The sequence below is a fragment of the Amycolatopsis sp. NPDC104587 genome, assembly GCF_055583645.1.
Genome location: NZ_JBVJNO010000007.1, coordinates 319,525 through 334,709, shown reverse-complemented (window position 1 = coordinate 334,709; position 15,185 = coordinate 319,525). Strand labels below are relative to the sequence as shown.

Genomic DNA, 15,185 nt, shown 5'->3' with positions numbered 1-15,185 from the left:
CTAGCGCGGCAGCAGCTGGTCGAAGAACGAGCGGTAGCGCCGCAGCGCGACACGCAGGTCCTCGGTGGCCGGCTCGCCGTGCCGCCACTGGCCTTCCAGCTCGCTCTTGTGCTCGGCGAACGTGGTGGCCAGCGCGCTGATCACGGCCGCGACCAGCTCGTCGGCCTCGCGGACGGCCTGCTGCGGGTCGTCGACGAACCCGGTCTGGACGTTCTGCCAGCGGTCGCGGAAACCGGTGACCTTCTCCGAGTCGATCAACGGCGGTGCTTCGTCGCCGGCGTCCGATCCGTGGCGGCCGGCGCCCGGCCGCGCGTCGGCGGCCGTGTCCGTGGTGGTGCCGGTGGTGGTGTCCGAAGCCGTGTCCGCCGGGGCTTCCGGCTGGGCCGACGCCGACGCCAGGTCGGCGGTGCTCAGGTTCTGCTCGGCGCCGCGGGCGGAGTCGGCCCCCGAGTCGTGGAAGCCGTCCTGCTCCTGGCCGGGGACGTCGGCGCCGTCGTCGCGGAGGTCGGCCGGCTCACGGACGTCGTCGCGGCCGGTGAGGTCGTCGTCGTGTTCGGCGCTGTGCCTGGTGAGGCGGTCGGTCATGGTCAGCGTCCTCCGTTCCACTCGGTCCGCGGCTGTGCGGACGCCTGTCGCTCGGGCTGGTCGGTGTCGGTGTCGGTGTCGCGGCGGTCGGCACGGTCGCGAGCGCTGTGGTCGTGCCCGTTCCGGCGCCCGTGGTGGTCGTGCCCGTGGTCGTGCCGGTCGTCGTGGTGCTCGTCGTCGCCGTCGGTCAGCAGGTCCTCGAAGACCGTGCGGTAGCGGACCATCGCGTCGCGGAGGTCCTCAGTGGACGCTCCGTCGCGCTTCTGCTGCGTGCTGTGCGCGGCGCGGTAGTCCTCCAGGGTCTTGGCGTGGCGCACCGAAAGGTCCTGCACCTGCTGCTCGTACCCCTCGGTCGGGTAACCGCGTTCGGCCATCAGCGCGACGAGGACCTGGTCGGCCTCCGCAACCGCCATGGCCGGCTGGTCGACGAACTTTTCCTGCACCAGGGCCCACTTCTGGGTGTAGCGCTCGCGCGCCGACGCCGAGAGCGGCCGGATGTCGAGCTCCTTGTGCCGGCGTTCGCGCTCGGCGAGTTCCCGTTGCGCCGCACGCGGGTTGTCGCTCTCCTTGACCGCCCGGTCGTACTCCGGGCCGAACCGCTGCTGCAGCCGTTTTCGCTGCATCTCCTGTGTCACAAGCCAAATCACGGCGCCGAGCACCGCGACGGCCACAACGACGATCACGACGATCAGCCATGTGGGCATTACGCAAACTCCTTCACGGATCTCGCCCCCGATGGGTTCGGTGTGCCCGGAACCCGGGGCCCGAAACGCTTTTTGCCCGCGATTCGGCCGACCGGCGGCGCGGATACGGCCGGATGCCCTGCCGTCCAGCGGGTGTAACGACGGTAACAATCGAGGACTAGCGTCGTTAACGCCCGAGTGCTATCGTCGATAACAGAACGACGGAAGCGGTGCTACCAGCGCCGCCCGAGGAGAAGATGAGGACCCGATGAGCACCACCGAGACCCGCGTCGCGATCGTCACCGGCGGCTCCCGCGGCATCGGCCGCCAGGTCGCCGAGCGCCTGGCCGCCGACGGCATGGCGGTCGTCGTCAACTACGCCGGCAACGAGAAAGAGGCCCAGGCCGCCGTCGACGCCATCACCGAGCGGGGCGGGCAGGCGATCGCCGTCCGCGCCGACGTGGCCGACCCGGCCGCGGTCGCGGAGCTGTTCGACACCGCGGAGCGCACCTATGGCGGCGTCGACGTCGTAGCCCACCTGGCCGGCGTCATGACCGCGCCGACCCCCATCGCGGACACCGACTTCGACGTCCTCGACCGGGTGCACCGCACCAACATCCGCGGCACGTTCGCCGTGGCCCAGCAGGCCGCGAAGCGGGTGCGCGACGGCGGCGCGGTGATCACCACCTCGACGTCGGTGCTGGGCCTGAACCTGCCCGGTTACGGCATCTACAACGCCACCAAGGGCGCGGTCGAGGCGATCACCATGATCCTGGCGCGCGAGCTGCGCGGCCGCGACATCACCGTGAACACCGTCGCCCCCGGGCCGACCGCGACCGCGCTGTTCCTCGACGGCAAGGACCAGGAAACCGTCGACCGGATGGCCAAGCAGCCGCCGCTCGAGCGGCTCGGCCGGCCCGAGGACATCGCCGAGGTCGTCGCGTTCCTCGCCGGGCCCGCGCGCTGGGTCAACGGCCAGGTGCTGCGCGCCAACGGCGGAATCGTCTGAGCACCCCCCACCTACCGCAAAGGACAGAGTCATGATCATCGTCGTCACCGGCGCCTCCAGCGGGATCGGCGCCCTCTCCGCCCGGGCGCTGGCCCGGAACGGCCACACCGTCTACGCCGGGATGCGTGCCACCACCGGCCGCAACGCCCCGCAGGTCGAGGCCGCCGCCGCGTACGCCCGTGAGCACGGCGTGGACCTGCGCTCGGTCGAGCTGGACGTCTCCAGCCAGGAATCGGCCGACGCCGCGATCGCGTCGATCGTCGCCGAGCACGGCCGGCTCGACGTCGTGGTGCACAACGCCGGGCACATGGTGCTCGGCCCGGCCGAGGCGTTCACCCCGGAGCAGTACGCGCAGCTGTACGACACGAACGTGATCGGCACCCAGCGCGTCAACCGCGCCGCCCTCCCCCACCTGCGGGACCGGCGTGACGGGCTGCTGGTGTGGGTGTCGAGCAGCAGTGTCCGCGGCGGCACCCCGCCGTACCTCGCGCCGTACTTCGCGGCGAAGGCGGCGATGGACAGCCTCGCTGTCTCCTACGCCGCCGAGGTGGCCCGCTTCGGCATCGACACCGCGATCATCGTGCCGGGCGCGTTCACCTCGGGCACCAACCACTTCCCGAACTCCGGGCACCCGGCCGACACGGACGTCGCGGCCGCCTACGAAGAGCGCTACGCGGGCCTGACCGACCATGTCGCCGGGAAGCTGGCCGAGATCACCCCCGCCGACGCCGACGTCGCGGTGGTCGCCGAGGAGCTGGCGCGGGTCGTGGACCTGCCCAAGGGCAAGCGGCCGTTCCGGACGCACATCGACCCGTCCGACGACGGCGGCCGGCTGGTCTCGGAGGTCGGCGACCGGATCCGCAGCGAGTTCCTGCGCCGGATCGACCTGGCCGACCTGCTCAGCCCGTCGGCCGGCTGAACCGGGTGACGATCACGTGGTCCTTGGCCGGGCCGCGGACCGCCCACTCCTGCTGCCAGCGGCGCGCGTCGAGCACGCGGTAGCTGCCGCGGTAGAGGTCGTCGCGGCAGGGGTGGTCGGTCCGCCAGTGCCCGGTGCGCAGGTCGAGCGCGTGGAAGAAGCCGCCGTGGTCGAAGTGCACGTCGGCCCGGCCGGCCGCGGTGGGCCGGTAGTGCAGCGTGCGCGTCACCGGCCCGCGATACGTGCCGAGGCGCATCTCGCCGGCTTCGCGGTAGACGAGGACGCCCTCCTCCTCCGAGAAGGTGGCGGTGCCGCTCACCTCGCCCGCCGGATCCCCCGCGGCGGTGAGGATTTCGCGGTCGAGCCGCCACTCGCCGGTGAAATGCGCGGCCAGGTCGGGAACCGGGAAGTACTCGTCCATCACGACCAGTGTGGCACCGGCGGACGGGCGGCGCGCCGGAGAGGGCGGCCGGAAGTTGTCGGACCCCCGCTCTAGACTCGGCCGCGTGGCAGAGACCGAGTTCGCGACCGTGTCCGACGCGCTGGAGACCCTCCGGCGCGTGTTCGGCTACGACGCCTTCCGCGGCGACCAGGCGGCGATCGTCGAGCACGTGATCGGCGGCGGTGACGCGCTCGTGCTGATGCCCACCGGCGGCGGGAAGTCGTTGTGCTACCAGATTCCCGCGCTGGTGCGGCCGGGTGTCGGGGTGGTGGTGTCCCCGCTGATCGCGTTGATGCAGGACCAGGTCGACGCCCTGCGCAACGCCGGGGTCCGCGCCGGTTTCCTGAACTCCACGCAGGACTACGCGGCCCGCCAGGAGGTAGAAACGGCGTTCCTCTCCGGCGAGCTCGACCTGCTCTACCTGGCGCCGGAACGGCTTTCGGTCGAATCCACCGTGCGGCTGCTCGACCGCGGCAAGATTTCGCTGTTCGCGATCGACGAGGCGCACTGCGTCGCCCAGTGGGGCCACGACTTCCGGCCCGACTACCTCCAGCTCTCCGCACTGCACGAGCGCTGGCCGGACGTGCCGCGGATCGCGCTGACGGCGACGGCCACCGAGGCCACGCACAAGGAGATCTCGGCCCGGCTGAACCTGGACGAGGCGCGCCACTTCGTCGCGAGCTTCGACCGGCCGAACATCCAGTACCGGATCGTCGGCAAGAACTCCCCGCAGCGGCAGCTGCTGGAGCTGCTGCAGACCGAGCACAAGGGGGACGCGGGGATCGTCTACTGCCTGTCCCGGAACTCGGTCGAGAAGACCGCGGAGTTCCTGGTGCAGAACGGGATCCCGGCTGTGCCGTACCACGCGGGGCTGGACGCGCGCACCCGCGCGAAGCACCAGTCGCGGTTCCTGCGCGAGGACGGCCTGATCGTGGTCGCGACGATCGCGTTCGGCATGGGCATCGACAAACCGGACGTCCGGTTTGTGGCGCACCTCGACCTGCCGAAGTCGGTCGAGGGGTATTACCAGGAGACCGGCCGGGCGGGGCGTGACGGGCTGCCGTCGACGGCGTGGCTCGCGTACGGCCTGCAGGACGTCGTGCAACAGCGGAAGATGATCGACACGTCCGAAGGGGACGACGCGCACCGGCGCCGGCTGGGCGCGCACCTGAACGCGATGCTCGCGCTGTGCGAGACGGTGGAATGCCGCCGGGTGCAGATCCTCAACTACTTCGGGCAGGCGGCCGAGCCGTGCGGCAACTGCGACACGTGCCTGAACCCGCCGGAGAAGTGGGACGGCACGATCCCGGCGCAGAAGCTGCTCTCCACGATCGTGCGGCTGCGCAACGAGCGGCGGCAGAAGTTCGGCGCCGGTCAGGTGATCGACATCCTGCTCGGCAAGTCGACCCCGAAGGTCACGCAGTTCCAGCACGACACGCTCAAGACGTTCGGCATCGGCACCGAGCTGCGCGAGCCGGAGTGGCGCGCGGTGGTGCGGCAGCTGCTCGCCCAGGGCTGGCTCGCGGTCGAGGGCGACTACGGCTCGCTGGTGCTCACCGAGGCGAGCGCCGAGGTGCTGGGCGGCGAGCGCCAGGTGATGCTGCGGCGCGAGCCGGAGCGCGCGGCCGCCGCGAAGGCGCGCGGCACGAAGCGGGCCGCCGCCGCGGCAGTGGACATGCCCGCGGAGGCGGCCCCGCTGTTCGAACGCCTGCGTGCCTGGCGGGCCGGGGTCGCGAAGGAGCAGGGCGTGCCCGCGTACGTCGTCTTCCACGACGCGACCCTGCGTCAGATCGCGACCCAGCGGCCGGCTTCCCTGGCTGAGCTGGGCACGGTCAGCGGGGTCGGCGAGAACAAGCTCGCCAAGTACGGCGAGGGTGTCCTCGAAGCCCTGTCAGCCGAGTGACCTACGGGGTGGCCGGTCCCGGCCGCCCGGCCGGCCCCGGCTGCCCGTCCGGGCCGGTCACGGAGTTGACCTTGCGGACCGCGCCCGCGATGTGCTCGTGGTACTTGCCCTTGGTCTTGTCGTCGACGAACTTGGCCGCCTTGCCGACGTACTGGTTCACCTTTTCGGGGTTCTTCTTGGCGTAGGCGCGGGCGGCGCCGGCGGCTCCGGCCAGCACGGTGAGCTTGCGCAAGAAAGCCACGGTGGTCCTCCCTCTTCGGTTACGGTCATCCTGACAACGCGGACGAACCCCCCAGAGGTTCCCCGTGTGACCCAGCCCAAACCCGGCCGAGGTGGCGGCGGAGGCGGAAAATCGCGCGCGGATCCCCACCGGAGGCCCCTAGGCTCGTGATCATGCGCGACCTGGCCACCCTGCCGAAGGCCCACCTGCACGTCCACCTGGAGAGCACGATCCGGCCGGGCACGCTCCGTGAGCTCGGCGCGGCGAACGGCGTCGACGTCCCGGACGAGCCGCCGGTGTTCGACGGCTTCCGCGCCTTCGCCGACTACAACACACTCGTCCGGGCCTGTCTCCAGCAGCCCGAGGACTTCGAGCGCATCGCCCGCGAGTACTGCGAAGACGAAGCCGGCCAGGGCACGCGCTACGCCGAAGTCACCTTCACCGCGGCGTCGCACGGGGAACGGCTCGGTGACCCGGAAATGCCGCTGGCATCCGTCCTCAAAGGACTGTCCGGGCTCGAAACCCGGCTCGTGCTCGACCACTCGCGACGCCGTTCGGTCGAGCGAGCCGAGCGCACCCTCGAACTCGCCCTGAAGTACGACGAAGTCTTCGCGATCGGCATGGCCGGTGAAGAAAACCACTCGCTGCGGCCGTTCGCCACGATCTTCGAGAAGGCCCACGCCGCCGGGCTCCACCTCCTGCACCACACCGGCGAAGACGCGGGCCCGGACAGCATCCGCGAGGCTCTCGACGTCGGCCGCACCGAACGCCTCGGCCACGGCATCCGAGTACTCGAAGACCCCGCGCTGGTCGCCGAGGTCCGCGAGCGCGGCCTGGCGCTGGAGGTCTGCCCCTCCTCGAACGTGACGCTGGGGCTGGTGCCGTCCCTGCCCGGGCACCCGCTCCCCCGCCTGCTCGACGCCGGGCTGGCGGTCACGCTCAACACCGACGTCCCGTCGGTCACCGGTGCGCAGCTGGCCGCCGAGTACGCCCGCGTCCGGGACGCCTTCGGCTACGACGACACCGTGATGGCGGACTTCGCGCGGGCGAGCGTCAGGGCGTCCTTCGCTCCCGAAGCGACCAAGAAGGCGATGCTGCGGGACATCGACGTGTGGCTCACACCGGCAGCAGCCGGGTGACCAGGGTGGACAGCTGCTGCACCGTGCGGCACTCGTGCATCTCCACGACGTCGGCGTACTCCAGGGCCGCCGAGTCGCCGGTGGACCACAACGAGCGCCGTTCCGGGTTGAGCCAGTAGACGTGCCGGGCGCGGGCCTTGATCTCGCGGACCGCGTCCAGGTTGGGGTCACCGCCGTTGGTGCGGGCGTCGCCGAGGATCAGCACCGACGTGCGCGGCCCGACCGCGTCGAGCCAGTTCGCCGTGAACTGACGGAGTGAACCGCCGTAGTCGCTGTGGCCGTCCCACCGCACCAGCGCGGCTTCGGACAGCATGCGCGCGCCGAGGTGTTCGGGGTCCGCGACACCGGTGGTGACCAGGTGGGTGACCTCGTCGGCGCTGTCGACGAAGGCGAACACGCGGATCTTGCTGAACTGGTCGCGCAGCGCCTGAACGAGCAGCATGGTGAAGTTCGCGAACCCGGCCACCGACCCGGAAAGATCGCACAGCAGCACGATTTCCGGCCGGCCGGGCCGCCGGTGGCGGTAGGCCGGGCGCAGCGGCACCCCGCCCGTCGACAGCGACCGCCGCAGGGTGCGGCGCAGGTCGATCTGGCCGCGGGTGGTGCGCTTGCGGCGGGCGGCGAGGCGCGTCGCGAGCTTGCGGGACAGCGGCTGGATCGTCCGCCGCAGCTCGGCGAGCTGGGCGCGGCTGGCGATGAGGAAGTCGACGCGGTCCGGCGCGGGCGCGATGGCGTGCTTGGCGACGCGCTCGCGGCCGCGGACCTCGGCGGCCCGCCGGCGCGCTTCGGTGCGGACGCGGCCGCGGAAGCCTTCGACCCGGCGGCGGATCTCGTCGCGGTCGAGCCGGTCGGTGAACTCGCCGCGCGCGCCGCCGCCGCGGACCGCGGCCAGCACGCGGGCGATGAGCGTCTGCGGCTGGAGCCGCTCCAGGGTCTGGTGGGCCGAGAAGCCGCCGCCCGGGCCGGAGGCCGAGCCGTACTGTCCGAGCATCTCGACGGCGAGCCCGGCCAGCTGGTCCAGCGCCTGCTGGTCACCGTCGGTGAGGGCGGCGGCGAGCTCTTCACGCAGCTCTTCGAGCGTGGCCGGCGGGTCTTCGCGGGCGCGTTCCGGCGCGCCGATCCCCGCGGGGAAGTACAGGTCGAACGCGGCGTCGAACACCGCGCGCTGCCCGCCCCGGCGGACCAGGGCGGCGGCCAGGCCCTCGCGGACCAGCGCCCGGTCGTCGAAGCCGAGGACCTCCAGCGCGGCCGCGGCGTCGACCGTCTCGGCGGGCCCGGCCGGGATGCCCTGGGCCCGCAGTGCCTTGACGAACGACGCGAGCCGCTCCGGCACACCGCCGGTCACGACGCGTCCAGGACCTGTTCGAGCTTCAGTCCGGCGCCGGCCTTGGTGATGTCGTCCTGGTGCTTGAGCACGACGCCGAGGCTTTCCCGCACGACCTGGTCGTCCAGGGTGGTCGCGCCGAGCGCGAGCAGCGTGCGCGCCCAGTCGATGGTCTCGGCAACCGACGGCAGCTTCCGCAGGTCCATCGCGCGCAGGGCGGAGATCACCCGGACGACTGAATCCGCGAGCGCGTCGTTGATGCCCGGGACCTTGAGCCGGACGATGTCGCGTTCGAGCTCCTCGTCCGGGAAGTCGATGTGCAGGAACAGGCACCGGCGGCGCAGCGCCTCGGACAGCTCGCGCGTCGCGTTGGAGGTCAGCACGGCGAACGGCGCGCGGGTCGCGGTGATGGTGCCCAGCTCCGGCACGGTCACCTGGAAGTCGCCGAGCACCTCCAGCAGCAGGCCCTCGACCTCCATGTCGGCCTTGTCGGTCTCGTCGATGAGCAGCACGGTCGGCTCGTCCGAGGAGATCGCGGTGAGCAGCGGGCGGCGCAGCAGGAACTCCTCGCCGAAGATGTCGGTGCGGGCCTGCTCCCACGTCTCGTCGCGGCCGGCGGTGATCCGCAGCAGCTGCTTCGCGTGATTCCACTCGTACAGCGCGCGGGCCTCGTCGATGCCCTCGTAACACTGCAGGCGCACCAGCCGCGAGCCGCTGACCTGGGCGACGGCCTTGGCGAGCTCGGTCTTGCCGACGCCGGCGGGGCCTTCGACGAGCAGCGGCTTGCCGAGGCGGTCGGCGAGGAACACCGTGGTCGCCACGGCCGTGGACGCCAGGTAGCCGGCCTCGGCCAGTTTCGCCGACACGTCGTCGACGGAGGTGAAGAATCCGGTGCCCACCAGTGGCCTCCTAAGCGGTCGCTCACCCCGGACTGTACCGGACCGCCGAGTGCCGCCGAGCGAGCTAGCATCGCCGCGTGACCTACGTTGCGGCTTCCGGCCGATACGAATCGATCCCCTACCGGCGCACCGGGCGGTCCGGGCTCAAGCTGCCCGCGATCTCGCTCGGGCTGTGGCACAACTTCGGCCACGACAAGCCCCTGCAGACCCAGCGCGACATCACCCGCCGCGCCTTCGACCTCGGCATCACGCACTTCGACCTGGCCAACAACTACGGCCCGCCCTACGGCTCGGCCGAGGAGAACTTCGGGCGGCTGCTGGCCACCGACTTCAAGCCCTACCGCGACGAGCTGGTGATCTCCAGCAAGGCCGGCTACGACATGTGGCCCGGCCCGTACGGCGAGTGGGGCTCCCGCAAGTACCTGCTGTCCTCACTGGACCAGTCGCTCGGCCGGCTGGGCCTGGACTACGTCGACATCTTCTACTCCCACCGGTTCGACCCCGAGACGCCGCTGGAGGAGACCGTCGGCGCGCTCGACTCCGCCGTCCGCGCCGGGAAAGCGCTTTACGTCGGGATCTCGTCGTACAACTCGGAGCGGACCGCCGAAGCCGCGCGGCTGCTGCGTGAGCTCGGGACGCCGCTGCTGATCCACCAGCCGTCGTACTCGATGCTGAACCGCTGGATCGAGGAGGACGGGCTCCTCGACACCCTCGACGAGGCGGGCGCGGGCTGCATCGCGTTCTCGCCGCTGGCGCAGGGGCTGCTCACGGACAAGTACCTGACCGGTGTCCCCGCGGATTCGCGGGCGGCGCAGGGCAAGTCGCTCGACCCGGACACCCTCGACGACGACCGGCTGGGCCGGGTCCGCGCGCTCAACGAGATCGCCGGCCGCCGCGGGCAGTCGCTGGCCCAGCTGGCGCTGGCCTGGGCGTTGCGCGACCACCGCGTGACGTCGGTGCTGATCGGCGCGAGCAGCGTCAAGCAGCTCGAGGACAACGTCGGCGCGCTCGGGAACCTCGACTTCAGCTCGGAAGAGCTGACCGAGATCGACGGCCACGCGACCGACGCGGGCATCAACCTGTGGAAGCGGTCCTCGGACGGCTGAGCCACCCAGGAGGGCGGGACGCCCGGCGCGTCCCGCCCTCTTTCGGAGCTGACGTTTGACCAGATTTCGTATTTGGTCATACGATGGTGGCATGCCTCCTGCCGAAGACCGCGTGGAGCGGGCCGAGCGGATCCTCGACGCCGCCGCCGGGCTGCTGCTGCGCGCCGGCTACCGACGCACGACCATCGAGGACGTCGCCGAACGCGCCGGCGTCGGCAAAGGGACCGTCTACCTGCACTGGAAGAACCGTGAGGAGCTCTTCCTCGCCGTCCTGCTGCGGGAGTCCGTGCGCAGCATCGAAGACCTCGTCCGGACGCTCGAAGCGGACCCGCTCGCCGCGCGGCTGTCGACGCTCACCGAGGCCCAGTACCGGAACGTCCTCGCGCGGCCGCTGCTGCGCGCCGGGTACGCCGACGACACCGACACGCTCGGCAAGCTGCTGCCGAAGCTGCACACCAAGCTCGACCCGCGCCACGACGAGGCGTTCGTCGAGTACCTCGAACTGCTGGCGGCCAACGACCTGCTGCGCGCGGACCGGCCGGCCCGCGAACTCGCCGTCGCCTACCAGGCGGTGCTGCACGGCTTCCTCGTCGGCGCTTCCCCGCCGGAGCCGGCGTTGCTGGCCGACACCGTCGCGCACGCCTTCGAGCCGCTCGCCGTCTCGACCACCCGGCTGCGGGCGATCGCGCCCCGCGTGGTCGGGCTGTTCACCGAATCCGTCGCGCTCGACCGGAAACAGCTCGAACGCGCGTACTGACCACCGGGGAGAACACATGCGCACGGGGATCCTGATCGACGAACTCGGCGTCGGCTTCGACGCCATGACCGCACAAGCGCGCGAAGCGGCGAAGCTCGGCTACCGGACGCTCTGGCTGGCTCAGCGTGGCGGCTGGGACGCGCTCACGGCGTTGCCCGCCCTCGGCGCCGCGGCACCCGGCGTCGAGCTCGGCACGTGTGTCGTGCCGACCTACTCGCGGCACCCGATCACGATGGCCGCGCAGGCGCTGACCGTCCAGGCCGCGACCGGCGTGCCGGTCCACCTCGGGGTCGGGCTGAGCCACCGGCACATCGTCGAGCACGAGTTCGGGTACTCCTACGATCGCCCGCTGCGCCACCTGCGCGAGTACCTGGAAGCGCTGAACCCCTTGCTGCGCGGGGAAAAGGCGGCCGTCCACGGCGAGTCGCTCACCGCGGCGGGCGGGGTGGACGCGCCGGGCGCCGAGCGACCGTCGGTGCTGGTCGGCTCGGTGAGCCCGAAGTCGACCCGGCTGGCCGGCGAGCTGGCCGACGGCGTGATCACCACGTGGGCCGGCCCGCGGGCGACCGGCGAGTTCGTGGCGCCGGCGCTCGGCCGGGAGTCGCGGGTCGTGTCCGGGCAGCTGATCTGCGTGACGTCCGATGTGGACGAACGCCGCGCGTGGGTCGAGGAGAACTACGGCGCCGCGGCGAACGTCCCGGCGTACCGGGCGATGCTCGACCGCGACGGCTACGCGAAAGTCTCGGACAGCGTCATCGTCGGCGACGAGGAAACCGTGCGCCGCCAGGTGAAAGCCCTCGAAAACGCGGGCGCGACCGAGCTGCTGGTGATGCCGTTCGGCTCGGCGGCCGAGCAGGCCCGCACCCGCGAACTGCTGGCCGCATGAGCCGCCTCTGGGTCGACGACCTCCGCCCGGCGCCGGACGGCTGGACGTGGGCCACGACGAGCGCGGAGGCGATCGAACTCCTGGCGGACACCGACTTCGCCGTGATCTCCTTCGACCACGACCTCGGCGGGGACGACACGACCCGGCCGGTCGTGCTCTGGCTGTGTGAGCACGACCGCTGGCCGCCGGAGGTGCGGGTGCACACCGCGAACCCGGTCGGCCGCGAGTGGCTGACCGGGATGGCCCGGCGTTACGGTCCCGGCGTCCGGTAGCGGGAGGCGAGTTCCGGGCTCTGGCCCCCGAAAGCCGCCAGATCGGCCCGGAAGACGGTGTCGAGCAGGCTCGTGTCCTCGACGCCGGGCGCGCAGACGACTTCGCCGAGCTCCAAGCCGCGCAGGGACGCCGACACGACGTCCGCCGCGCTCATGCGGGGCACCGCGCTCAGGTCCAGGCCCTGGACCTCGTGGAACTCCGTGGCCACCACACCCGGGCACACGACCTGGACCCGGACGCCGGTGCCTTCGAGCTCGGCGCTCAGCGTCTGCGACATCGCCACCAGGTGCGCGAGACTGCCGGCGTAAACCGCGCGGCGCGGCAGCTGCGAATGCGGCGCCGGGCCGCTGAAGGCGATCATGCCCGCGACGTTGACGATCGCGCCGCGGCCGCGCTCCTGCATGCCGCCGACGGCGGCGCGCGAAAGCAACGTCGGCGCGAGCACCTTCACCTTGACCAGCTCGCGCGCCTGGGCGGCGGGCAGGTCGGCCAGCGGTTTGTAGTGGGCGACCCCGGCGTTGTTCACCAGCAGGTCGAGCGGCTCGGCGGCGGCGATCTCCGCGACGGCGTCGATTCCTTCGTCGGTGGACAGGTCCGCGGCCACGGTGCGGACCTTGACTTCGGTGTGGGCGGCGGCGAACGCGTCGAGGCGGTCCTGCCGCCGGCCGACGAGCACCAGGTCGTGGCCGTCGGCCGCGAGGCGTTCGGCGAACGCCCGGCCGATGCCGGAGGTGGCGCCGGTGACGAGGGCGAGCTTGCTCATGCGTGGGGTTCCTTCTGGTCGGATCGGGCCGGAGCGGCGGCGGAGCCGAGGAGGGCCAGCTTGTCCGCGGCGTCCGTGCCGGGATCGGGGTGGTAGACGGCGAGCACGAGGCCCGGCGCCTCGCTGACGACGAGCTTTCCCGGTTCAGCACCAGCTCGCCGACCTGCGGGTGGTCGAACCGCACGGTCGCGCCGCGCCGGTTCGCGACGTCGTGGCGGGCCCACAGCGCGCGGAAACGCGGGCTCGCCAGCGAAAGCTCGCCGACGAGCTCGATGAACCGGGGGTCGTCGGTCTCGGTGCCGACGGACTGGCGGAAGCCGGCCACGAGTCCCTGCGTGGCCCGGTCCCAGTCCGGGAAGAGCGCCCGCTCGGCCGGGTCGAGGAACACGTCGCGCAGCCGGTTGGCGCCGACGACGAGCCGCGGGGACAACGCCGCGGCGAGCGGGTTGGCCGCCAGCACGTCGAGGTAACGCCCCTCGACGAACGCCGGCAGCGGGAGCGCCGCCACGAACTTCACCGTGCCCGGCGGCACGGTTTCCTTGCGTCGACGGCGTTTCCGGCGCGCCGGCCCGGCCTCGGCGAGGCCGATCAGGTACGCCGTCGTGTCGTCGTCGAGCTGCAGCACCCGGGCCAGGGACTCGAGGACCTGCCTCGACGGGTTGCGGTCCCGCCCCTGCTCCAGGCGCAGGTAGTAGTCGGCGCTGATCCCGGCCAGCATCGCGACCTCTTCCCGGCGCAGGCCGGGCACCCGCCGCAGGCCGGCGGCCGGGATGCCCGCCTGCTCGGGGGTGAGCAGCTCGCGGCGGGCGCGGAGGTGGTCACCCAGGAGGTTCGGTTCGCCGGTCACGGCTCCACGGTAATCAGCGCCGCCCGCCCGCGCCTGGTCCTGTCACCCCCAGGAACCCCGGGGACACCCGGCCAGGGCTCAGCGCGGCGCCGGCAGGTGGGTCGCTTCCGGGAAGAGGTTCAGCGCCCGCAGGGCCGCGCCCAGCTCGGCGATGTCGGCCGGGTCGGTCAGCGAGCGGCCCAGCTCCTCGGTGATCCGCTTGAGACGGTGGCGGATCGTGTTGGGGTGGCAGAACATCCGCTCCGACGTCAGCTTGGTCGAGCCCTGGCAGTCGAACCACGCGCGCAACGTCAGCAGCAGCACGTTCCGGTCGTCGCCCGGGAGGTCCAGGACCGGCTGGAGGACGTGGTGCGCCAGCTGCACCGACGCCTCGGGCGCGCTCGCCACCAGCCCGGCCAGCGGCGACTCGGTGAACTGGACCAGCGCCGGTGTCCCCGGCATCAGGCTCGACAGCGCCACCCGGGCCAGGTGCAGCGCGCGGGAGGTGTTGCCCAGGCCGGTGAACACCGGGCTGACGCCGACCCGCCCGACCGGGTGCTCGCGGACCAGGTCGACGATCGCCTTCGACGCGCTCGGGTCGCGCAGGGACACCACGCCGACCTGCAGGTCCGGCGTCAGCCGCCATGCCGACGCGTGGTGCAGCTCGCGCAGCCGCGCCTCGATCTGCGGCAGCGGTTCCTGGCCCAGCCGCGGGGTTTCCGCCGCGACCACCACGAACGTGCCGTCCAGGGCGAGGTCGAGCACCCGCGCGATGTCCCAGAGGGTGCCCTCGGTCGCGGAGCCGCCGGCGAACAGCGCCTCGACCAGCGCCGAGCGCCGGTTCTGGTGCGCCACCATGACTTCCGCCGTCGTGTCCCGATAGGACGTCGTGAGCGCTTCGGCGAGGTCGTCGATGAGGGCCCAGATCGCCGACGTCGCGGCGACGAGCCCGGCGAGGTCCTGCTGCGCACCGCGGGCGGTCAGCTCCACGAACCGGTGCCACACCTCGGTGAGCCCGATCCGGTAGGCGCGCAGCAGCTCCGGCAGCGGCGCGCCCTGCAGGGCGCGGGCCCGGCCAGTGGCTCTGGCCTGGGACAGGTCCGGGGCGTCGGAGCCGCGCAGCGTGCGCATGACGTGCTCGAGGTTGGCCCGCACGGAGTTCCGCAGCTCGGCGTGGGTGACGAACCGGGCGTCCTGGTACACCGGCATCTCGGCGCGGATCTGCCGCACGGTGCTCTCGATCAGCTCGGGCAGCTTGCGCTCGACCTCCGCGGCCAGGGACGCGACCTTCGGCGCGAGCCCGTCGGCCAGCAGCGCCTGGTAGTGCATGGTGCCCTCCGGTCCCCCGACCTCCTCGTCGAGGCCTGAGACCGACATCTAACCCGAAAGCGCCCACCACGACCGGGTGAACTTTTTACAGTTACCGCGGATGCGGAGGTTCTTCTGTAGAA

At 72.1% G+C, this 15,185-nt stretch carries 16 protein-coding genes and 1 pseudogene; 8 read left to right on the top strand and 9 right to left on the bottom strand.

Going from position 1 to position 15,185, the window contains the following annotated elements; genetic code table 11:
- On the bottom strand, window positions 1-585 hold the full coding sequence (locus tag ACZ61C_RS23555) for a hypothetical protein (protein WP_465309946.1): 585 nt from the start codon (window positions 583-585) through the stop codon (window positions 1-3).
- A 2-nt stretch (window positions 586-587) separates the two neighbouring features.
- Entirely contained in the window at window positions 588-1,289 is a 702-nt protein-coding gene (locus tag ACZ61C_RS23550; RefSeq protein WP_465309945.1) for a hypothetical protein, read from the bottom strand.
- 247 nt (window positions 1,290-1,536) lie between these two features.
- Between ACZ61C_RS23550 and ACZ61C_RS23545 the strand changes: the two genes are divergently transcribed.
- Together ACZ61C_RS23545 and ACZ61C_RS23540 are read left to right on the top strand one after the other, a co-directional pair.
- Window positions 1,537-2,277, top strand: a complete 741-nt coding sequence (locus ACZ61C_RS23545) for an SDR family oxidoreductase (protein WP_465309944.1) — start codon at window positions 1,537-1,539, stop codon at window positions 2,275-2,277.
- 31 nt (window positions 2,278-2,308) lie between these two features.
- On the top strand, window positions 2,309-3,196 hold the full coding sequence (locus ACZ61C_RS23540) for an SDR family oxidoreductase (protein ID WP_465309943.1): 888 nt from the start codon (window positions 2,309-2,311) through the stop codon (window positions 3,194-3,196).
- Here ACZ61C_RS23540 and ACZ61C_RS23535 read toward each other — a convergent pair.
- Complete coding sequence (locus ACZ61C_RS23535) at window positions 3,177-3,617, bottom strand: DUF6314 family protein (RefSeq protein WP_465309942.1); 441 nt, start codon at window positions 3,615-3,617, stop codon at window positions 3,177-3,179. The genes ACZ61C_RS23540 and ACZ61C_RS23535 overlap by 20 nt on opposite strands.
- Window positions 3,618-3,702: 85 nt before the next feature.
- Between ACZ61C_RS23535 and recQ the strand changes: the two genes are divergently transcribed.
- Complete coding sequence (gene recQ / locus ACZ61C_RS23530) at window positions 3,703-5,541, top strand: DNA helicase RecQ (protein WP_465309941.1); 1,839 nt, start codon at window positions 3,703-3,705, stop codon at window positions 5,539-5,541.
- A gap of 1 nt (window position 5,542) precedes the next feature.
- Here the strand turns inward: recQ and ACZ61C_RS23525 are convergent, their stop codons facing one another.
- The gene (locus ACZ61C_RS23525; protein ID WP_465309940.1) at window positions 5,543-5,782 is read right to left on the bottom strand and encodes an antitoxin; all 240 of its coding nucleotides are present in this window, start codon (window positions 5,780-5,782) and stop codon (window positions 5,543-5,545) included.
- 152 nt (window positions 5,783-5,934) lie between these two features.
- On the opposite strand from ACZ61C_RS23525, the gene add reads away from it, so the two are divergent.
- Window positions 5,935-6,900, top strand: a complete 966-nt coding sequence (gene add / locus ACZ61C_RS23520; RefSeq protein ID WP_465309939.1) for an adenosine deaminase — start codon at window positions 5,935-5,937, stop codon at window positions 6,898-6,900.
- Here the strand turns inward: add and ACZ61C_RS23515 are convergent.
- Complete coding sequence (locus tag ACZ61C_RS23515; RefSeq protein ID WP_465309938.1) at window positions 6,878-8,245, bottom strand: vWA domain-containing protein; 1,368 nt, start codon at window positions 8,243-8,245, stop codon at window positions 6,878-6,880. The genes add and ACZ61C_RS23515 overlap by 23 nt on opposite strands.
- Window positions 8,242-9,123, bottom strand: coding sequence for an AAA family ATPase (locus ACZ61C_RS23510; protein WP_465309937.1), 882 nt, complete (start codon window positions 9,121-9,123; stop codon window positions 8,242-8,244). Before ACZ61C_RS23510 ends, ACZ61C_RS23515 begins: the two co-directional genes overlap by 4 nt.
- Before the next feature lie 77 nt (window positions 9,124-9,200).
- On the opposite strand from ACZ61C_RS23510, the gene mgrA reads away from it, so the two are divergent.
- From mgrA to ACZ61C_RS23490, 4 genes are all read left to right on the top strand, one after another.
- Complete coding sequence (mgrA, locus tag ACZ61C_RS23505; protein ID WP_465309936.1) at window positions 9,201-10,229, top strand: L-glyceraldehyde 3-phosphate reductase; 1,029 nt, start codon at window positions 9,201-9,203, stop codon at window positions 10,227-10,229.
- Between the two features lie 91 nt (window positions 10,230-10,320).
- The gene (locus tag ACZ61C_RS23500; protein WP_465309935.1) at window positions 10,321-10,986 is read left to right on the top strand and encodes a TetR/AcrR family transcriptional regulator; all 666 of its coding nucleotides are present in this window, start codon (window positions 10,321-10,323) and stop codon (window positions 10,984-10,986) included.
- A gap of 16 nt (window positions 10,987-11,002) precedes the next feature.
- The gene (locus tag ACZ61C_RS23495) at window positions 11,003-11,872 is read left to right on the top strand and encodes a TIGR03564 family F420-dependent LLM class oxidoreductase (protein WP_465309934.1); all 870 of its coding nucleotides are present in this window, start codon (window positions 11,003-11,005) and stop codon (window positions 11,870-11,872) included.
- Complete coding sequence (locus ACZ61C_RS23490) at window positions 11,869-12,144, top strand: cyclic-phosphate processing receiver domain-containing protein (protein WP_465309933.1); 276 nt, start codon at window positions 11,869-11,871, stop codon at window positions 12,142-12,144. Before ACZ61C_RS23495 ends, ACZ61C_RS23490 begins: the two co-directional genes overlap by 4 nt.
- On the opposite strand, the gene ACZ61C_RS23485 is transcribed toward ACZ61C_RS23490, so the two are convergent.
- The 3 genes and pseudogenes from ACZ61C_RS23485 to ACZ61C_RS23475 form a co-directional block, all read right to left on the bottom strand.
- Window positions 12,123-12,908 (bottom strand): SDR family NAD(P)-dependent oxidoreductase, encoded by a 786-nt coding sequence (locus ACZ61C_RS23485; protein ID WP_465309932.1) that lies wholly within the window; start codon window positions 12,906-12,908, stop codon window positions 12,123-12,125. The genes ACZ61C_RS23490 and ACZ61C_RS23485 overlap by 22 nt on opposite strands.
- A gap of 184 nt (window positions 12,909-13,092) precedes the next feature.
- Window positions 13,093-13,755, bottom strand: a pseudogene (locus ACZ61C_RS23480) (helix-turn-helix domain-containing protein); the annotation flags it as partial.
- 78 nt (window positions 13,756-13,833) lie between these two features.
- Window positions 13,834-15,063, bottom strand: coding sequence for a PucR family transcriptional regulator (locus tag ACZ61C_RS23475; protein WP_465310218.1), 1,230 nt, complete (start codon window positions 15,061-15,063; stop codon window positions 13,834-13,836).
- Window positions 15,064-15,185 lie beyond the last annotated feature (122 nt).